Origin of the sequence: Methylosinus sp. R-45379 (genome assembly GCF_001644125.1) — a bacterium.
In the GTDB taxonomy this organism is placed as follows: Bacteria; Pseudomonadota; Alphaproteobacteria; order Rhizobiales; family Beijerinckiaceae; genus Methylosinus.
Map to the genome: position 1 here is coordinate 1 of NZ_LUUM01000179.1, position 17,737 is coordinate 17,737.

The 17,737-nt window shown below is 63.9% G+C and carries 16 protein-coding genes; 9 read left to right on the plus strand and 7 right to left on the minus strand.

Features of this window, described 5'->3' with window-relative positions:
• Positions 1 to 114 precede the first annotated feature (114 nt).
• Positions 115 to 687 (plus strand): recombinase family protein, encoded by a 573-nt coding sequence (locus A1351_RS08025; RefSeq protein WP_024880380.1) that lies wholly within the window; start codon positions 115 to 117, stop codon positions 685 to 687.
• A gap of 243 nt (positions 688 to 930) precedes the next feature.
• Here A1351_RS08025 and A1351_RS08030 read toward each other — a convergent pair whose 3' ends face one another.
• The 4 genes from A1351_RS08030 to A1351_RS08045 all read right to left on the minus strand — a co-directional run bounded on the left by A1351_RS08030 (position 931) and on the right by A1351_RS08045 (position 4,082).
• Positions 931 to 1,329 carry an MAPEG family protein gene (locus tag A1351_RS08030; RefSeq protein WP_245291617.1) on the minus strand — a complete coding sequence of 133 codons (399 nt, stop codon included), beginning with the start codon at positions 1,327 to 1,329 and terminating at the stop codon, positions 931 to 933.
• A 24-nt stretch (positions 1,330 to 1,353) separates the two neighbouring features.
• A complete protein-coding gene (gene glpX / locus A1351_RS08035; protein ID WP_024880378.1) occupies positions 1,354 to 2,349 on the minus strand; it encodes a class II fructose-bisphosphatase in 996 nt (331 codons plus the stop codon).
• A gap of 21 nt (positions 2,350 to 2,370) precedes the next feature.
• Complete coding sequence (locus A1351_RS08040) at positions 2,371 to 3,690, minus strand: homoserine dehydrogenase (protein WP_024880377.1); 1,320 nt, start codon at positions 3,688 to 3,690, stop codon at positions 2,371 to 2,373.
• Between the two features lie 122 nt (positions 3,691 to 3,812).
• Positions 3,813 to 4,082 (minus strand): hypothetical protein, encoded by a 270-nt coding sequence (locus A1351_RS08045; RefSeq protein ID WP_024880376.1) that lies wholly within the window; start codon positions 4,080 to 4,082, stop codon positions 3,813 to 3,815.
• 529 nt (positions 4,083 to 4,611) lie between these two features.
• Here A1351_RS08045 and cysS point away from each other — a divergent pair.
• The 4 genes from cysS (at position 4,612) to cimA (ending at position 8,488) form a co-directional block, all read left to right on the plus strand.
• A complete protein-coding gene (cysS, locus tag A1351_RS08050; protein ID WP_064032718.1) occupies positions 4,612 to 5,976 on the plus strand; it encodes a cysteine--tRNA ligase in 1,365 nt (454 codons plus the stop codon).
• A 279-nt stretch (positions 5,977 to 6,255) separates the two neighbouring features.
• Positions 6,256 to 6,390 carry a hypothetical protein gene (locus A1351_RS26000; protein WP_256380986.1) on the plus strand — a complete coding sequence of 45 codons (135 nt, stop codon included), beginning with the start codon at positions 6,256 to 6,258 and terminating at the stop codon, positions 6,388 to 6,390.
• A 2-nt stretch (positions 6,391 to 6,392) separates the two neighbouring features.
• Positions 6,393 to 6,896 (plus strand): GNAT family N-acetyltransferase, encoded by a 504-nt coding sequence (locus A1351_RS08055; RefSeq protein ID WP_064032719.1) that lies wholly within the window; start codon positions 6,393 to 6,395, stop codon positions 6,894 to 6,896.
• Entirely contained in the window at positions 6,893 to 8,488 is a 1,596-nt protein-coding gene (gene cimA, locus A1351_RS08060; protein WP_064032720.1) for a citramalate synthase, read from the plus strand. Before A1351_RS08055 ends, cimA begins: the two co-directional genes overlap by 4 nt.
• Positions 8,489 to 8,663: 175 nt before the next feature.
• Here cimA and A1351_RS08065 read toward each other — a convergent pair whose 3' ends face one another.
• A complete protein-coding gene (locus tag A1351_RS08065; protein WP_036291640.1) occupies positions 8,664 to 9,269 on the minus strand; it encodes a TIGR00730 family Rossman fold protein in 606 nt (201 codons plus the stop codon).
• A 149-nt stretch (positions 9,270 to 9,418) separates the two neighbouring features.
• Between A1351_RS08065 and A1351_RS08070 the strand changes: the two genes are divergently transcribed.
• The gene (locus tag A1351_RS08070) at positions 9,419 to 11,329 is read left to right on the plus strand and encodes an ABC transporter ATP-binding protein/permease (RefSeq protein WP_026598915.1); all 1,911 of its coding nucleotides are present in this window, start codon (positions 9,419 to 9,421) and stop codon (positions 11,327 to 11,329) included.
• Between the two features lie 105 nt (positions 11,330 to 11,434).
• On the opposite strand, the gene A1351_RS08075 is transcribed toward A1351_RS08070, so the two are convergent.
• The gene (locus A1351_RS08075) at positions 11,435 to 12,667 is read right to left on the minus strand and encodes an MFS transporter (RefSeq protein ID WP_198162297.1); all 1,233 of its coding nucleotides are present in this window, start codon (positions 12,665 to 12,667) and stop codon (positions 11,435 to 11,437) included.
• A gap of 113 nt (positions 12,668 to 12,780) precedes the next feature.
• On the opposite strand from A1351_RS08075, the gene A1351_RS08080 reads away from it, so the two are divergent.
• Positions 12,781 to 13,269, plus strand: coding sequence for a MarR family winged helix-turn-helix transcriptional regulator (locus tag A1351_RS08080; RefSeq protein ID WP_024880369.1), 489 nt, complete (start codon positions 12,781 to 12,783; stop codon positions 13,267 to 13,269).
• Positions 13,270 to 13,337: 68 nt separating this feature from the next.
• Positions 13,338 to 15,857, plus strand: a complete 2,520-nt coding sequence (gene uvrB / locus A1351_RS08085; RefSeq protein ID WP_064032721.1) for an excinuclease ABC subunit UvrB — start codon at positions 13,338 to 13,340, stop codon at positions 15,855 to 15,857.
• Positions 15,858 to 15,914: 57 nt separating this feature from the next.
• On the opposite strand, the gene A1351_RS24600 is transcribed toward uvrB, so the two are convergent.
• Complete coding sequence (locus tag A1351_RS24600; RefSeq protein WP_157096200.1) at positions 15,915 to 16,415, minus strand: hypothetical protein; 501 nt, start codon at positions 16,413 to 16,415, stop codon at positions 15,915 to 15,917.
• Positions 16,416 to 16,615: 200 nt separating this feature from the next.
• Here A1351_RS24600 and A1351_RS08095 point away from each other — a divergent pair, with 200 nt between their 5' ends.
• A complete protein-coding gene (locus tag A1351_RS08095) occupies positions 16,616 to 17,707 on the plus strand; it encodes an ATP-dependent RecD-like DNA helicase (RefSeq protein WP_024880366.1) in 1,092 nt (363 codons plus the stop codon).
• Positions 17,708 to 17,737: the final 30 nt, after the last annotated feature.

A 17,737-nucleotide genomic window follows, 5' to 3' on the forward strand; every position in this document is an offset into this window, starting at 1 on the left:
AAAGGACCGATTTTGTCAAGCCTTTCTGTCTCGTAATGAGATAGTTTGGTAGACAAAAACCGATTCTTTACGACGTGGCAGCGCCGTTTTGGCATCGAGACACGAGAACAAATAATGATCGTCGGCTATGCGCGAGTATCAACAGACGAGCAAAAACTCGATCTGCAGCTCAAAGCCTTAGAAAAGGTAGGATGTGATGAAATTTTTACGGATCATGGGCGATCAGGACTTGATTTCAGTCGCGCCGGTCTGGAGAAAGCGATGCAGAATTTGAAGTCCGGCGACACTTTGGTCGTCTGGCGTCTGGATCGGCTCGGCCGGTCTTTGCCAGGTCTCGTCGCGTTGATGGATAAGCTCGGAAAGCGAGGGATTAATTTTCAGTCCCTGACCGAGAACATCAACACGACCTCATCGGGCGGCCGGCTGATGTTCCATATGATGGCGGCGCTGGCCGAGTTCGAGCGTTCCCTCATCAGCGAAAGAACGCGGGCGGGGCTCTCCGCTGCGCGGGCGCGCGGCTGCACGCTCGGGCGGCCAAAATCGCTCAGCCCCGATCAGATCGCTGACGCTTTCGAAGCCATACGGCAGGAGAAGACGCAGGTACAGGAGGTGGCGGAGGAACTGGGCGTGTCCGTTCGCACCCTCCAGCGGAGCCTGCGCAACGCCTTTCCCGCCGGTCGGGGCTAGAAGAATCTTTCCATGTTTCATCGAAACGCGGAAAGATCCTGATCGACGCTTTTCCAACGCCGAACCGGCATCCACTTCGGCAGGAAAAGCGCTAGATTCTCGCGTGGTTCTGATCGATCGAACGATTCCGTTCGATCGGAAAGCGCTCTAGTCGATAGCGACGAGGCATTATTCATGTTCCGCCGAACATGAATAATGCGGCCAGCGAATGTCATTCGGCCTCGAGCTCGCGGCCGCGGATCGTCAGGAAAAGACGATCCGCGCGGCGAAGATCGCCCACATGAGGGCGAGCAGCGCGAAGCCCGCCGCGAAGGCGAAAAATCGCCGCTGCACATGATTGCTGGTGACGTGAATAGAGGCGTGCGCGTAACGCGTCGCGACAAAGGCCCATTCCAGCGCGACGAATAAAAGGTCCGCTTTCTCCGTGACCAGCGTCAGCGCGACCAGCGCGTAGAACAGCACGGGCAGCTCGAATTGGCTGGCGTAGGAATTGGCGAGCTGGGCGATTTGGTCCGGCCAGTTCCGATTGAGCGCTATATCCGCCGGCTTCACCACTTTGCCCCGCAGCGCGCGAATGCGCGACAGCGCGAGAGCGACCAGCAGCCCCAGAGCGAGAGCGACGAGAGCGAATACGGGGAGCAAAACAAATTTCGTGGACAAGATCGTTCAGTCCGATTCGAATTTCCCGCTCACGCGATGCTGGGCGCTGATGCGCCGCACCGTGCCGGTGGAGGAGCGATAGACCAGCGTCTCTGTCTCGATCGCATCCTTGCCGAAGACCACGCCGAACAGCAGCGGCCCGTCGGTGACGCCGGTCGCGCAGACCACCACATCGCCGGAGGCCAGCTCCTCCAGCTCATATTTCTTGCGCGGATCGCGCACGCCCATTTCGGCCGCGCGCGCCGTCTTGGCCGGGCTGTCCAGCACGAGGCGGCCCTGCATCTGGCCGCCGACGCAGCGCAGCACGCCGGCCGCCAGCACGCCCTCCGGCGCGCCGCCAGCGCCGAGATACATATCGACGCCGGTCTCCGCCGGCTGGGCGGTGAAGATGATTCCCGCCACATCGCCGTCGCTGATGAGCCGCACGCATGCGCCCGCCGCGCGGCAACGCGCGATCAGCTCGGCATGGCGGGGCCGGTCCAGAATGCAGATAGTGACGTCCTGCGCCGCGACGCCCTTGGCTGCGGCGAGGGCGGCGATATTGGCGCCCGGCTCATTGTCGAGATCGACGACGCCCGGCGGATAGCCGGGGCCGATGGCGATCTTGTCCATATAGACATCCGGCGCATAGAGCAGCGAGCCGGCCGCGGCGATGGCGACGATGGAGATCGCGCCCGCCATATCCTTGGCGCAGAGCGTCGAGCCCTCGAGCGGCGCCACGGCGAGATCGACGCGCGGGCCGCCGCCGGCGCCCACTTCCTCGCCGATGAACAGCATGGGCGCCGAGTCGCGCTCGCCCTCGCCGATGACGATGCGGCCGCGAATCGTCAGCCGACCCAGCTCGCTGCGCATGGCGTCGACGGCGGCTTGGTCAGCCGCCATCTCATCGCCGCGCCCGCGCCAGCGCGCCGCGGCCACGGCCGCCCTTTCGGTGACACGGACGAGCTCGAGGGTCAGATTGCGATCGAGGGTCTTGTCTGCGGCCGATGCGGGGCGCGCCATGCATTTTTCTCCGGCGATGCGCTATTCGCGCTCGATGCGGATGACCTGCGCCGGCTCGGCGATGACGCCGTCGGCGTAGATGGCGTCGAGCGCCTCGCGCACCAGACGCTCCGTCGTCGCATGGGTGATGAGAATCACCCCGACTTGCGCGCCGACTTGGGCGCCGCCGCTGCGCCGCGCCGCGCGCGCGCCATGCTGCATGATGCTCTCGAGCGAGATTTTGCGCTCGGCCATGGCCGTGGCGATGGCGGCGAAGGCGCCGGGCACGTCCGGCACGGCGAGGCGGATGTAATAGCCGCCCTCATGCAGCGCCGCCGGGGCGCGCTCGAGCTTGCGCAGCGAGGCGCTCGGCAGGCCGAAGGGAGCCGAGCGCACGCCTTTGGCGATATCGGCGATATCGGCGACGACGGCGGAGGCGGTGGCGTCGCCGCCGGCGCCGGGACCGACCAAGGTCAGCTCATGCACGGCGTCGGCGTCTATGGTGACGGCGTTGGTGACGCCCATCACCTGGGCGATGGCGGTGGTCTTGCGCACCATTGTGGGATGCACGCGCTGCTCTATGCCCTGCGCCGTGCGTTGGGCGACGCCGAGCAGCTTGATGCGGAAGCCCAGCTCCCCGGCCGCGTCAATATCGGCCAAGGTGACGCGCTCTATGCCTTCTATCTCGACCGCCTCGGGCGCGATGCGCGCGCCGAAAGCGAGGGAGGCGAGAATCGACAGCTTATGCGCCGTGTCGAACCCGCCAATGTCGAATGTCGGGTCCGCCTCGGCGTAGCCCAAGCGCTGCGCCTCCTTCAGACATTCCTCGAAGGAGAGGCGCTCCGCCTCCATGCGCGAGAGGATGTAATTGCAGGTGCCGTTGAGAATGCCATAGACGCGCTCGATCGAATTGCCGGCGAGGCCTTCGCGCAGCGTCTTGACGATGGGGATGCCGCCGGCGACCGACGCCTCGAAGGCGAGCGCGACATGGCGGCTCTCGGCCAGCTCGGCCAGCGCCGAGCCATGGGCGGAGAGCAGCGCCTTATTGGCGGTGACGACCGACTTGCCCTTGGCGAGCGCGGTCTCGACGCTGACGCGCGCCGGTCCTTCGGACCCGCCGATCAGCTCGACGAAAAGATCTATGCCGTCGGAGGCGGCGAGGGCGATCGGATCGTCATAGAAGGTCGCGCCGGCGAGGTCGACGCCGCGGTCCTTGCCCTTGTCGCGGGCGGAAACCGCCGTGACGACGATCTCGCGCCCCGTGCGCGCCGCCAGCGCTTGCGCCTGCCTCTGCAGCAGCCGCACGACCGAAGCGCCCACCGTGCCCAAGCCCGCGACGCCGACGCGCAAAATTTCCGCCATTTGACCCTGTTCCGGAAAAAGGACTCGCGCCGCGGCGCAGGGCCGCAGCGCGGGCTGTTGTGACTTATTCCGGCGAAGGGATCAAGGAAAGCCTTCCCCCGAGGCGACGACGGCTCAGCGGCTCAGCAGCCGCATTTGGCCTCGCAGGACTTCTTCTCGACCTTGGCTTTGTCGATATTGCCATTATAGGCCTGCGACGCCTTGATCCAGACCTCGTCGCAGCTCTCCATGCAGTGCGCCTGCTTGTCGTCGCCGCGATTGTCGCAGCTCACTTTTTCGATCGGCCGCGGCGAGAAGCCGAGGTCGCCGACCCGATGGGGCGTCGCCTGGGCGAGGCCGGCGCCGGCCGCTGCGGCAATGAGGACGAGGGTGAAGACGAGGCGAATTTTCATTGTCGTTTCCTCCAATTGCGGGCCTCTCGAAACGTCGCTCGCGACGATCGCGAGGGCGTCCGGGCCTTCTTCGGTCGTTTCAGGCGCGCCGCCTTCGACCTGCGGGGCGGTCGAAGGCGGCGCGCGCCACATCCCGCTTTTCTCCGCGGACCGGTCGCCTCGAGAGGGAATAACGGGCGGCCGCCGGCGATGAGCCGTCAGGATGCGAACGGGCGCGATCGCCGACGCGGGAGCGCGCCAGCAACTGCATCGTTCTACGATCAAATTAATATCGTGTAACGATGTATCTGGCAAGCCCGCGCTCGCGGCTGTGGCGCGTTCTGGCGAGGGGCTGGGGCAGGGACCGAAGGGCCGAGTCTGCGACTTGACGGACGGCCCCGGAGCGCGCATGTTAGCGCTATGACGAGCACGCTCCACTCCTGCATCCTTTGTCGGATCATTATCAGCTAGCGCAAAAGCTGGCCGGAGCCGTCACGTCTCTCTTCATGACACGCAATGACGCCCCGGGCCGGCAGGCCGAGGGAAATTCATGTCGTCCGAAGCTCCCGTTCTGAAGCTCTACAATACGCTGTCGCGCGCCAAGGAGGAGTTCCGTCCTCTCGATCCGGCGAATGTGCGCATGTATGTCTGCGGCCCCACGGTCTATGACTACGCCCATATCGGCAATGCGCGGCCGATCATCGTTTTCGACGTGCTGTTTCGCCTGCTGCGCCATCTCTATGGCGCCGATCATGTCACCTACGTCCGCAACATCACTGACGTCGACGACAAGATCAACGCGCGCGCCGCCGAGCGCGGAATCACGATCCGCGAGCTGACCGAGGGCACCAATAAAATCTTCCAGGAGGACGTGAAGGCGCTCGGCTGCCTCGAGCCGAGCGTGCAGCCGCGCGCCACCGAGCATATCGCCGAGATGATCGCGCTCATCGAGAAGATGATCGCCGCCGGCCACGCCTATGCGGCGGATGGCCATGTGCTGTTCGACGTGCCGTCCATGGCCGAATATGGCCGCTTGTCGCGTCGTCCGCTCGACGAGATGATCGCCGGCGCCCGCGTCGATGTCGCGCCCTATAAGCGCGGCGACATGGATTTCGTGCTGTGGAAGCCGTCAAAGGAGAGCGAGCCCGGCTGGGACTCGCCCTGGGGGCGCGGCCGGCCCGGCTGGCATCTCGAATGCTCGGCCATGTCGTGGAAGCATTTGGGCGAGGTGTTCGACATTCACGGCGGCGGCATCGATCTCGTCTTCCCGCATCACGAGAACGAGATCGCCCAGACGCGCTGCGCCTTCGGTCACGAGGCGATGGCGAATTACTGGATGCACAATGGATTCCTGCAGGTCGAGGGCGAGAAAATGTCCAAGAGCCTGGGGAATTTCGTGACGATAAACGAACTGCTGCACACGGAGAATTTCGGCGGGCGGAAATGGCCCGGCGAGGTGCTGCGCCTCGCCATGCTGCGCACGCATTATCGCCAGCCGATCGATTTTACCGGGAAGGCGCTCGAGGAGGCGGAGGCGAGCCTGCGCAAATGGAGCGCGCAGATCGGCGCGGTTTCCGCTGCGCCTGCGGCAGCGGGCGAGGTTTTGAATGCGCTCGCCGATGATCTGAATACGCCACTCGCGCTCGCATCGCTGCATGAGCTGGACGCCGCGGCGCTCGACGGAGCGTTGAAGCTCTTCGGCATAGACATTCGCTCCTATCGGCAATGGGTCGAAGGCGAGACGAAACAGGCGGTGGATGCGGAGCAGGTTTCCTCATTGATCTCGAGTCGCCTCGCCGCCCGCGCGGCAAAAAACTGGGCCGAGTCCGACCGCATTCGCGACGAGCTCGCGGCGATGGGCGTCGCGCTGAAGGACAATAAGGACGGCACCACGACATGGGAGGTGAAGCGATGAAGCTTCACTGCGCTCGAACCTTATCCAACGATCAAGACGCGCGACTCCTTCTCCCGCTTTGGGGGAGAAGGTGGCCCGGCCATAGGGCGTCCGAGAGGACGCCCGTCGCAAGCGACAGGCTTTTGGCCGGGTCGGATGAGGGCTCGCTGCGCATGGAATCGTCGAAACGCGTCATGGACCCTCATCCGACCCTCGCTGACGCGAGGGCCACCTTCTCCCACGAGTGGGAGAAGGAGACGCGCACGAAGATTCCGTCTTTCGTGAGAGGAGACCACGCCCATGCTTAAGAACGACTGGCGCAGATTTCTGCCCTTTCCGGGGCATTGGGCGTCTTATCTCGTGTTCAAGCTCATCATTCTCGCGCTCGCAGCCATCGCCGCATGGCATGTGCTCGCGGCCTTCGAGCTGATCTAGCCATGGCGCGCGCCGCTTCCGCTCCCGGGCTTCGCCCCTATCTGCCGACCGATGCGCCGCGCCTCGCGCAATTGTTTCGCGCAAGCGTCGAGACGCTGGCGGCCGAAGATTACGGCGAGGATCAGCTCGCCGCCTGGGCCGCCGCGGCCGATGACCAAGAGGCTTTCGCCAAGAAGCTCGCGGGCGCGCTCACCATCGTCGCCTCGCTCGACGGCGAGATCGCTGGCTTCGCCGCGCTGCGCGACAATAGTCTCTTCGACATGCTCTATGTGCATCCGCGCGCGGCTCGGCGCGGCGTCGCCTCGGCGCTCGCCGACGCGATGGAAAAGCTCGCGGCCGCGCGTGGAACGCGCGAGATCAGCGTCGACGCTTCCGACGCAGCGCGCGATTTCTTCGCCGCGCGCGGCTATGTCGCCCATCAACGCAACATGCGCGAGCTGCGCGGCGAATGGCTCGGCAACACCACGATGAAGAAGACACTCGAGAGCAAGGCTGCAACGCAATGACACGGGAGAGGCTGACGCTCTTCGACACCACGCTGCGCGATGGCGCGCAGACGACCGGCGTCGATTTCTCGCTCGCCGACAAGCGCCAGATCGCCGCAATGCTCGACGAGCTCGGCCTCGATTACATCGAGGGCGGCTATCCCGGCGCCAATCCGCTCGATACGGAATTCTTCGCGAAGCGCCCGCCCTTGAAAGCGCATTTCGCCGCCTTCGGCATGACGCGCCGACAGGGCCGCTCCGCCTCCAATGATCCCGGCGTCGCCGCCCTGCTGGACGCCGATTGCGATTGCGTGACCTTTGTCGCCAAGGCCTGGGATTATCAGGTGCGCGTCGCGCTGCGCTCCACGCTCGAGGACAATCTCGACGGCATTCGCCAATCCGTCGCCGCCGCCGTCGAGCGCGGCAAGGAAGTGCTCGTCGATTGCGAGCATTTCTTCGACGGCTATAAGGACAATCGCGATTATGCGCTGGCCTGCGCCAATGCCGCGCATGAGGCCGGCGCAAGATGGATCGTGCTCTGCGACACCAATGGCGGCTCGCAGCCCAATGAGGCAGAGCGCATCGTGGCGGAGGTCGCGCGCGTCATTCCGGGCGCCAAGCTCGGCATTCACGCGCATGATGATACGGGGCAGGCGGTCGCCGTCTCGCTCGCCGCAGTGCGCGGCGGCGCGCGGCAGATACAGGGCGCGCTCAACGGGCTCGGCGAACGCTGCGGCAACGCCAATCTGACGACGATCATCGGCAATCTTCTGCTGAAAAGCGAATTCTCGGATCGCTTCGAGATCGGCGTGACGCGCGAGAGTCTGACGCATTTGACGCGCACCAGCCATGCGCTCGACGAATTGCTCAATCGCGCGCCCAATCGTCACGCGCCTTACGTCGGCGCCAGCGCCTTCGCCACCAAGGCCGGCATTCACGCTTCCGCCGTGCTCACCGATCCGCGCACTTACGAGCATGTGCCGCCGGAGAGCGTCGGCAATCAGCGCCGCGTGCTGGTGTCGGATCAAGCGGGCAAGTCCAATATCGTCGCCGAGCTGGGGCGATTGGGAATCGCTTTGTCGAAAGACGATCCGCGCCTGACGCGCCTGCTCGACGAGGTGAAGGAGAAGGAGGCGCAAGGCTACGCCTATGAAGGCGCCGACGCCTCTTTCTATCTGCTCGCCAAGCGCGTGCTCGGCGATGTTCCGCATTATTTCGACATTGAGCGTTACAGCGTCGCCGTGGATCGCCGCTTCGGCGCCAATCTCGGCGCGGAAGAGGCGGGCGCGGAGGCGATCGTCAAGCTGCGCATCGACGGGCGCTCGACCATTTCCGCCGCCGAGGGCAATGGCCCGATCAATGCGCTCGATGTCGCGCTGCGCAAGGATCTCGGCAAATATCAATCCTTCATCGAGGATGTGAAGCTCGTCGATTATCGCGTGCGCGTGTTCCAGGGCGGCACGGATGCGGTGACGCGCGTGCTGGTCGAATGCGCGGACGCCAAGGGGGAGATATGGTCCACCGTCGGCGTCTCGCCCAATGTCGTCGACGCTTCTTTCGAGGCGCTGGTCGACGCGATCGTCTATAAGCTGGTGAGGTCTGGCGCGGTCTAGCAGCTCTTCCTTCTCCCGCTTGCGGGAGAAGGTGGCCCCGCGAAGCGGGGTCGGATGAGGGCCGGCGCCGAAGCGACGACCTCGACAATTTTCCGCGAACCGCCGCAGCCCTCATCCGACCCGACTACGTCGCGCTCCCTTCTCCCATTTCATGGGAGAAGGGAGCGCGCTACGATCAAAAATGCTTTTCTATCGCCGTTTCTTCGCCTTCGCTCTTGGCGACGCGCGTCGCGCGCAGCATGGGGATCACATCCTCTATGCGCTCGGCGACCATATAGCGCACTTCATATCCCGGGCGGATGAAGCCGGCGTTATGCATATGCGCGAATAGCGACAGAAGCGGCTTCCAGAAGCCGCCGATGTCGGCGATGACGAGCGGCTTGCTGTGGCGGCCGAGCTGAATCCATGTCAATTGCTCGGTCAGCTCCTCGAGCGTGCCTATGCCGCCGGGCAGCGCCACGAAAGCGTCTGACTTCTCGAACATCAGACGCTTGCGCGTATGCATGTCCGGCACGACTTCCAGCTCGGTGACGGAGGAGAGCGCGATTTCGCGCTCGTCGAGAAAGCTCGGAATAATTCCAGTGACCTTGCCGCCCTGCGCCAGCGTGGCTCTCGCGACGGCGCCCATCAGGCCGCAGGAGCCGCCGCCGAAGACGAGCTCCATGCCTTCGTGCGCCAGCGCCGCGCCCAGCGTTTCCGCGGCATGGGCGTAGACGGGATCATCGCCGGTGGAGGAGCCGCAATAGACGCAGACACGTTCGATTTTTCGAATGTCGTTCATTTTTGCTTGATGGCCCGCCGGTGTGGCCGCGTCAAGGCCGGTGGATGTCGCCGGCGTGAGCGTGGCGCTCGTGCGTTCGCTCTTCAAACCCCTTATATGAAAGCCAGATGTCATAGCGGCGCCTCCGTGCGAAGGATCGGAAGAGGGTGATGCGACAGGTCGATAGCGAAGAAGAACAGGTTTCGGCGCAAGTTTCATTACATGGGACGGTCGAGGCGCAGGAACAGCCGCTTCGGCGCGATTCCATCGTCGCGACCATTCGCAACCTGTGGCCCTATATATGGCCGAAAGGCCGCCGCGACCTCGAGCGACGCGTGCTGATCGCGCTCGCTCTGCTGCTCGTTGGAAAATTGGTGAATATGGCCGTTCCTTTCGCCTTCAAATGGGCGGCGGATGGCCTCGCTGCGGACGCCGCCGTTCCGAGCATTCTCGGCGGCGCCGTCGGCTTCACCATTCTCTATGGCGTGCTGCGCGCGCTCTATGCGCTGCTGACGCAGGCGCGCGACGCGCTTTTCGCGGCCGTCGCCATGCATGCGGTGCGGCGGCTCGCCAATCATGTCTTCGTGCATATGCATCAATTGTCGCTGCGTTTTCACATCGGCCGCAAGACCGGCGGCTTGACGCGCGTGCTGGAGCGCGGCCGCGACGGCATAGAGACGCTCACCCGGCTCGTCATGTCGACGGCGGTCCCGACCATCGTCGAGTTCGCGCTCGTCGTCGGCGTGCTCAGCGTACAATTCGATTGGGACTATGCGCTGGTCGCCATGGCGACGATCGCCGCTTTTCTCGGCTACACGCTCATCGCCACCAATTGGCGTATCGCCATTCGCCGCTCGATGAACGATAGCGACGTCGACGCCAATGTGAAGGCGATCGACAGCCTGCTGAACTATGAGACGGTGAAATATTTCGTCGCCGAACGGCGCGAGGCGGAGCGCTATGACAAATCCATGGCGATCTATGAGAACGCCAGCATACGCTCGTACATCTCGCTCGCGCTGCTGAACGCCGGGCAGGCGGTGATCTACACGATCGGCCTAGCGGTCATGATGGTTCTGTGCGTGCAGGGCGTGCGCAGCGGGCGCAACAGCGTCGGCGATTTCGTGCTGGTGAACGCCATGATGATCCAGCTCTATCAGCCGCTCAATTTCATGGGCACGCTCTATCGCGAGACGCGCCAGGCGATCGTCGATATCGAGAAAATGTTCGCCATTCTGTCGCAGCAGCCGGAGATCGCCGATCGTCCCGGCGCGGCGGACCTCGATGTGCGGGAAGGGCGCATCGTCTTCGACGATGTGGTCTTCGCCTATGACAGCAAGCGGCCGATTCTGCAGGGCGTGAGCTTCACCGCGGAGCCCGGCGCGACCATCGCCATCGTCGGCCCCTCGGGCGCCGGAAAATCGACGATCTCACGGCTCATGTTCCGCTTCTATGAGCCGCAGGCGGGCCGCATCACCATAGATGGGCAGGATATTTCCGCGGTCACGCAGCGCTCGCTGCGCGAGGCGATCGGCATGGTGCCGCAGGATACGGTGCTGTTCAACGACAGCATCGCCTACAACATACGCTATGGCCGTTGGGACGCGAGCATGGAGGAGGTGCGCGAAGCGGCGCGTCTCGCGCAGATCGACAGCTTCATCCGCTCGCTTCCCGATGGCTATGACGCCCAGGTCGGCGAGCGCGGGCTGAAGCTCTCGGGCGGCGAGAAGCAGCGCGTCGCCATAGCGCGCACGATTTTGAAAGGCCCGCCGCTGCTCATTCTCGACGAGGCGACGTCCGCGCTCGACAGCTTCACGGAGCATGAGATTCAAGAGGCGTTGGCGCGCGTCTCGCGCGGCCGCACGACGCTCGTGATCGCGCATCGTCTCTCCACCGTGGTGGATGCGGATGAAATTCTGTTCCTCGATCACGGCCGCATCGTGGAGCGCGGCGCGCATCTGCAATTGTTGGAGAAGAACGGCGCCTATGCCGCCATGTGGCGCCGCCAGCGTCAGGCGGATGAGGAAGGCTCGCCGCGCGGCGAGGCCGAGCGACGCGAGACGGTGGAATTGCCCGCGTGAGCGCTAGAGTCATTCCGGTTCAGATTGAACCGGAATGACTCTGGATCTCCTTGTTCGGTCGTATTTTCTTCACGCGAACCGGTTCCCACATCGCTCGAAAACACTCTAGCGGGGCGTCGCGCCGTGATCATCGCTCAGGCGGCTTTGCGGAGAAAAGCGCATAGCGATGGCGATCGTCAGAAAAACGCCGACCGCCATTGCTTCCCAAGCCCCGGTGAGATCGGCGAAACGGTCTCGGATCGCGCCGGCGGCGAAAGGCGTCAGGCTGGCGATGATATATCCGCCTCCCTGCACGAAGGCTGCGAGCTCGCCGGCGCGGGACGGATCGTCGACATGATCGAGCGTGACGATCAAGGACAGTGGAAACAATGCGCCGAGGCCGAGTCCTAGCAGAATCGCCGCCGGCCATGCGAGCGACAGAGGCGCCACGGCCACGCCGATCAAGCCTGCCGTTATGCTCGTCAGCACGACGAAAAGCGGCCCGCGGCGATCGGGAAAGCGCGCAATGAAAGCGGAGACAGCGAGGCTCGCGGCCACTTCCGCGAGGGTAACGCCGGCGAGCAGATAGCCGCTATAGGCGCGGCTCTGGCCGAGGTTCGTGTAATAGGGCGGCAGCCAGGCGAGGACCAGCGTGAAGGCGCCGGTGCCGACGCCGAAAAACAGCATCAGCGTCCAGGCGCGGCCGTGACGCCACAGGGGCTCGGTCGCTCGGCTCACGCCGCCGCCGGCGCCTCTCCTGGGGAATGGGAGCAGCAGCCAGACGTGCGCGGCGACGAAAGCCGGGATCGCCCAGACGGCCAGCGCGGCGGGCAGGCCGAAGTCGCGCTCCAGCCCGGCGGCGGTGGCGGCGGACAAAGCCGCGCCGGCCATTATGCCGGTCGTGTAGAGCGCCATGACGCGGCCGGCGCCGGCTCCGAAGCGCCCTTTGACGAAACCGGGCAGAAGCGCTTGCACGATGGCGACGCCGAGGCCAGCCGCCGCCGCCGTCATCAGCATTCCGGCGGCGTCGGCCCATTCCGATCGGCTCGCGCAGGCGAGGGAAATGATCGCGATTCCGATCGCGACGCCGGTCTTCGCGCCGAGAAGCCGCGTCAGACGCCGTCCTACAAATGCGCCGACGCCCATAAGAAACACCGGCAAGGTCGTGAGCAGTCCGGCTTGCGCCGAAGACAGCCCCGCGGAATTTTCGATAATGTCGAGAATCGGCCCGAGTCCGGCCATGACCGGCCGGAGATTGAGCGCGAGGCACAGGATCGCGATCAGGGTGAAGCCATGCCCCTCGTTTCGGGCGCGGGTTTCGGAAGCGGCGGCGGCGGCGATATCGGCTGGGACGGTCATGTGTTCACTCGCAATTTCAAGGGAGGCGAGGCGCGCTTGCGGCAAATTCATTCGGGGGATAATATCTCGATGATAAGTATCTTTATGTCAAGATATATGGACGGACTCACAAAATGAACCAGGACCGCGCTGCGCTGGCCGCTCGGCAATGGAGCCGCGAAAGGCCCGATTTGGACACTTTTCCGATGGAGGCGCTGGGTCGGCTGCTCGAGCTGGCGTCGCGGATCTCTCGCGACCGGCTCGCTCCCGTCTTCGCCGCTTTCGGCTTGCAGAATGGGGATTTCGACGTAATGGCGACGCTCCGCCGCGCCGGCCCGCCCTATGCGCTGACGCCCACGGCGCTCTATGAGGCGACGATGATCTCCTCTGGCGGCATGACGGCGCGTATCGATCGGCTGGAAAAAGCCGGCCATGTGGCGCGCGTCAAGCATCCGACGGATCGGCGCGCCGCGTTGGTGGGGCTGACCGAGCAGGGGAGGTCGCTGATCGACGAGGTCTTGCCCCGCCATGTGAAGGCCGAAGCTACGATCTTGTCCGCGCTGACGGAAGACGAGCAGAAGACTCTCGACCGGCTGCTCGCCAAGCTTTTGGGCGGCCTGTAGCGCCGGCGGTGGCGCGGGGCGTTTCTTCGCGCTTCCATCCTCGTGATTCCGGGGCCATATTCGCGGCCATGGCCTCTGCTCCGAAAAAGCCGAAAAACCCTGCTCGCCCGACGCGCGCCAAGGCCGCCAAGCCCGAGGTGTCGCCGATCGCGCCGCATTTGCAGGCGCTGCTCAATCCCGGCCTCGCCGAGCGGCAGGCCGGCTTCGAGGAGGCGCCGCAGGCGGCCTATGACGCCGGCTCGGTCGATGGGGAGCTGGCCGAACGGCTCGATCTCGGCGGCGCGGGCGGCGTGTCGGCGACGATGGAGAGTCTCGAGCAGCTGCTGAAGCTCGGCGATCCCAATCTGCGCGAGAAAAAGCCCTGGACGCCGCATCGGCCGGAGCGGCCGCAAAAGAGCGAAGGCGGCGTCAAATTCGATCTCGTTTCCGATTATCAGCCGCGCGGCGACCAGCCGCAGGCGATCGAGGAGCTGGTCGCCGGCATAGAGGCGAATGAACGCGATCAGGTGCTGCTCGGCGTCACCGGCTCCGGCAAGACATTCACAATGGCGCAGGTGATCGCGCGCACGCAGCGGCCGGCGCTGGTGCTGGCGCCCAATAAGACGCTCGCGGCCCAGCTCTATGGCGAGTTCAAAAGCTTCTTCCCCAACAACGCCGTCGAATATTTCGTGTCCTACTACGATTATTATCAGCCCGAGGCCTATGTGCCGCGCACCGACACATACATCGAGAAAGAATCCTCGGTGAATGAGCAGATCGACCGCATGCGCCACGCCGCCACGCGCGCGCTGCTCGAGCGCGACGACGTCATCATCGTCGCCTCTGTCTCCTGCATCTACGGCATAGGCTCGGTCGAGACCTATACGGCGATGACATTCGGCGTCAGCATGGGCGAGAAGCTGGAGCAGCGTCAGCTGGTCACTGATCTCGTCGCTCTGCAATATCGCCGTATCGGCTCCGATTTCACGCGCGGCACATTTCGCGTGCGCGGCGATACGGTCGATATTTTCCCGGCCCATTATGAAGACCGCGGCTGGCGCGTCTCCTTCTTCGGCGATGAGGTCGAGTCGATCTGCGAGTTCGATCCGCTCACCGGCAAGAAGACGCAGGACCTGGAATTCGTGAAGGTCTACGCCAATTCGCATTATGTGACGCCGCGTCCGACGCTGCTGCAATCGATCAAAGCGATCAAGGACGAATTGCGCGGGCGGCTCGGCGAGCTGAACAACGCCGGACGTCTCGTCGAGGCGCAGCGATTGGAGCAGCGTACGCGCTATGATCTCGAGATGATGGAGGCGACCGGCTCTTGCGCCGGCATCGAGAATTATTCGCGCTATCTCACCGGGCGTAGGCCCGGTGAGCCGCCGCCGACTCTGTTCGAATATCTGCCGGACAATTCCATCGTCTTCGCCGACGAGAGCCATGTGAGCATTCCGCAGATCGGCGCCATGTATAAGGGCGACTTTCGCCGCAAGGCGACGCTCGCCGAATATGGCTTTCGCCTGCCGTCCTGCATGGACAATCGTCCGCTGCGCTTCGAGGAATGGGACGCGATGCGCCCGCAATCGGTCGCCGTCTCGGCGACGCCGGGCAATTGGGAGATGGAGCGCACGGGCGGCGTCTTCGTCGAGCAGGTCATTCGTCCGACCGGCCTTATCGATCCGCCGGTGGAGATACGTCCGGCGCGCTCGCAGGTCGATGATCTTCTCGGCGAGGTGAAGGCGGTGAGTGACGCGGGCTATCGCTCGCTCGTCACCGTGCTGACCAAGCGCATGGCGGAGGACTTGACCGAATATCTGCATGAGAATGGCGTGCGCGTGCGCTACATGCATTCGGACATAGACACGATCGAGCGTATCGAGATCATTCGCGATCTCAGGCTCGGCGCCTTCGACGTGCTGGTCGGCATTAATCTTCTGCGCGAGGGATTGGACATTCCAGAGTGCGGCTTCGTCGCTATTCTCGACGCCGATAAGGAAGGTTTCCTGCGCTCCGAGACCTCGCTGGTGCAGACGATCGGCCGCGCTGCGCGCAATGTCGACGGACGCGTGATCCTCTATGCGGATCACATCACCGGCTCCATGCAGCGCGCCATGGACGAGACCGACCGCCGCCGCGCCAAGCAGCAGGCCTATAATGCCGAGCATGGCATCACGCCAGCGAGCATAAAGCGCGACATCGCCGATATTCTCGGCTCGCTCGCCGAGCAGGATCATGTGACGGTGGACGCCGGCCTCTCCGAGCTGGCGCCGGGCCACAATATGCAGGCGACGCTCGCCGATCTCGAGAAGCGCATGAAGGCGGCCGCCGCCGATCTCGCCTTCGAGGAGGCGGCAAGGCTGCGCGACGAGATTTCCCGCCTGCAACGCGCCGAGTTGCTCGCCGAGGCCAATCCGCTGATGCGTCCGCGCGGAAGGGGAGGGGAGGCGCCTGCGATCTCCGGCACACGCGCGCATAAGCCGACCGACGCCGATATGGGTCCGCATAATTTCGGCGGCGGCGAAGCGCGGCCGCTGTCGCGTCCCGCGCCGCGGTCGATGGCGGGCAAGGCGGGGACGAAGGTCGTGAAGGGGAAGCTGAACAAATAGCGAAGTTGGTGAAGGGAACGCCCAGATAGGCGATCTCTCGTTCGTCTCCGTTATTGATCAGGTCGAAAAGTCACAGACGATTTCGCCGCTGGATCCCTTCGGAATTTTGGCGGAATGACCAAAGGGAGCGCTCTCCGGGTCCGTCTTTAGAGCGCGGTTTGCCGCCGAAACTTCGGTTCCGAAAACGCGGAGCACCGCGGAACGCGGTTCCGAGAATCGAATCCGCCATTGCTGTACGCCGTTTTCATTTCCCACTGCGAACTCCAGCTCTTGCAACTTGAGTCCTCGCCAAAATCCGTCCAGCGGCACCACGACCTGCGTATATTCTCCCTTGTTGACGGATCGCGCTTTGCCAATTCCGGCTCTTATCTCGGGAGGAATTTTTACGCTAACCGACTGGTTTACTTTCGTATTCTTGGAGTCTGCGTCATTGCCGTAGCGATTTCCGATATTTTTATGGAGAGTCGTGAAAGCTTGTGATTGACGGCAGCTCGCTGCTTCGTTGAAGAACGCGTCGAAATCGACAGGGTCGGCGTGTAGAGGAGTCACAAAAAGCATAGCTATTCCGCACCACAGACTTCGCATGGCCGCTCTCAATCTATTTTTGTTGAACCTGAACTATTTGATTTTCCCGGGACCAGCTTGTCAAGGGCGGTGCGGGCGTCCATTCGGCGCGGGGAATTGTTTTGACACTTGCCGCACTCCGCCACTTCCGCCATCCTGGCCGCGATACAATCGATCGAGTCGAAAAATTTCCCATGCCCGTCTGGACCAACGAACAAGAGCGCGCGCTCTCGGCCGTCGCCGCATGGCTGAAGGACGGAAAGGCGCAGCTGTTTCGTCTGTTCGGCTATGCCGGCACGGGCAAATCGACGCTGGCGCAATATATCGCCGAGAGCGTCGATGGCGATGTCGCCTTCGGCGCTTTTACCGGCAAGGCGGCGCTGGTGATGCGCTCGAAGGGGTGCAAGGACGCGCGCACCATTCACAGCCTCATTTATCGCGCCACCGATACGGAGACGGAGGAGCCGGCTTTCGAGCTGAACGAGGACAGCGACGCGGCGAAAGCCAAGCTCATCATCATCGACGAATGTTCAATGGTCGATGAGGAATTGGGCCGCGATCTTCTCTCCTTCGGCAAGAAAGTGCTGGTGCTGGGCGATCCGGCGCAATTGCCGCCGGTGAAGGGGGGCGGCTATTTCACCGAGGCCGAGCCGGATGTGATGCTGACGGAAGTGCATCGCCAGGCGGCGGATAATCCGATCGTGCGCCTCTCCATGATCATTCGCGAGGGCGGGCGGCTCGATTACGGCGTCTATGGCGAGACGCAGGTGGTGCGGCGCGACGCGCTCGATCCCGCGCTCATCACCAATGCCGATCAGGTGCTCGTCGGCCTCAATCGCACGCGCCGCGCCTATAATAATCGCCTGCGGCAATTGCGCGGCTTCACGGGCTCGCTGCCGCAATCGGGCGAGAAGCTGGTCTGTCTGCGCAATAATCGCAAGAAGGGCCTGCTCAATGGCGCGCTGTTCAAGGTGAAGAGCGCCGGCGCGGTGCGGCGCGGCAAGGTGCGCCTGCTGGTCGAGCCGGAGGAGACGGCGGGGAAATTCCAGCGCGTCGGCGTGCTGCCGCAATTCTTCGAAGGCGGCGACGCCGAGATTCCTTATGCGCAGCGCAAGGATTCGGATGAGTTCGATTTCGGCTATTGCCTCACCGTGCACAAGTCGCAGGGCTCGCAATGGGACGATGTCGCGCTGTTCGACGAGTCCTTCGCCTTTCGTGAGCATCGCGCGCGCTGGCTCTATACGGGCGTGACGCGCGCCGCGCGCAAGCTGACGGTGGTGACGTGATTTCGTCGCGACGCTCGTGACGATGGACGG

What these genes read in the sequence shown, in the direction of transcription:
- A1351_RS08025 (WP_024880380.1), top strand. Translation starts at nt 115, where the DNA reads ATGATCGTCGGCTATGCGCGAGTATCAACAGACGAGCAAAAACTCGAT.
- glpX (WP_024880378.1), bottom strand. Translation starts at nt 2,349, where the DNA reads ATGGCGCGCCCCGCATCGGCCGCAGACAAGACCCTCGATCGCAATCTG.
- A1351_RS08040 (WP_024880377.1), bottom strand. Translation starts at nt 3,690, where the DNA reads ATGGCGGAAATTTTGCGCGTCGGCGTCGCGGGCTTGGGCACGGTGGGC.
- A1351_RS08045 (WP_024880376.1), bottom strand. Translation starts at nt 4,082, where the DNA reads ATGAAAATTCGCCTCGTCTTCACCCTCGTCCTCATTGCCGCAGCGGCC.
- cysS (WP_064032718.1), top strand. Translation starts at nt 4,612, where the DNA reads ATGTCGTCCGAAGCTCCCGTTCTGAAGCTCTACAATACGCTGTCGCGC.
- A1351_RS26000 (WP_256380986.1), top strand. Translation starts at nt 6,256, where the DNA reads ATGCTTAAGAACGACTGGCGCAGATTTCTGCCCTTTCCGGGGCATTGG.
- A1351_RS08055 (WP_064032719.1), top strand. Translation starts at nt 6,393, where the DNA reads ATGGCGCGCGCCGCTTCCGCTCCCGGGCTTCGCCCCTATCTGCCGACC.
- cimA (WP_064032720.1), top strand. Translation starts at nt 6,893, where the DNA reads ATGACACGGGAGAGGCTGACGCTCTTCGACACCACGCTGCGCGATGGC.
- A1351_RS08065 (WP_036291640.1), bottom strand. Translation starts at nt 9,269, where the DNA reads ATGAACGACATTCGAAAAATCGAACGTGTCTGCGTCTATTGCGGCTCC.
- A1351_RS08070 (WP_026598915.1), top strand. Translation starts at nt 9,419, where the DNA reads ATGCGACAGGTCGATAGCGAAGAAGAACAGGTTTCGGCGCAAGTTTCA.
- A1351_RS08075 (WP_198162297.1), bottom strand. Translation starts at nt 12,667, where the DNA reads ATGACCGTCCCAGCCGATATCGCCGCCGCCGCCGCTTCCGAAACCCGC.
- A1351_RS08080 (WP_024880369.1), top strand. Translation starts at nt 12,781, where the DNA reads ATGAACCAGGACCGCGCTGCGCTGGCCGCTCGGCAATGGAGCCGCGAA.
- uvrB (WP_064032721.1), top strand. Translation starts at nt 13,338, where the DNA reads ATGGCCTCTGCTCCGAAAAAGCCGAAAAACCCTGCTCGCCCGACGCGC.
- A1351_RS24600 (WP_157096200.1), bottom strand. Translation starts at nt 16,415, where the DNA reads ATGCTTTTTGTGACTCCTCTACACGCCGACCCTGTCGATTTCGACGCG.
- A1351_RS08095 (WP_024880366.1), top strand. Translation starts at nt 16,616, where the DNA reads ATGCCCGTCTGGACCAACGAACAAGAGCGCGCGCTCTCGGCCGTCGCC.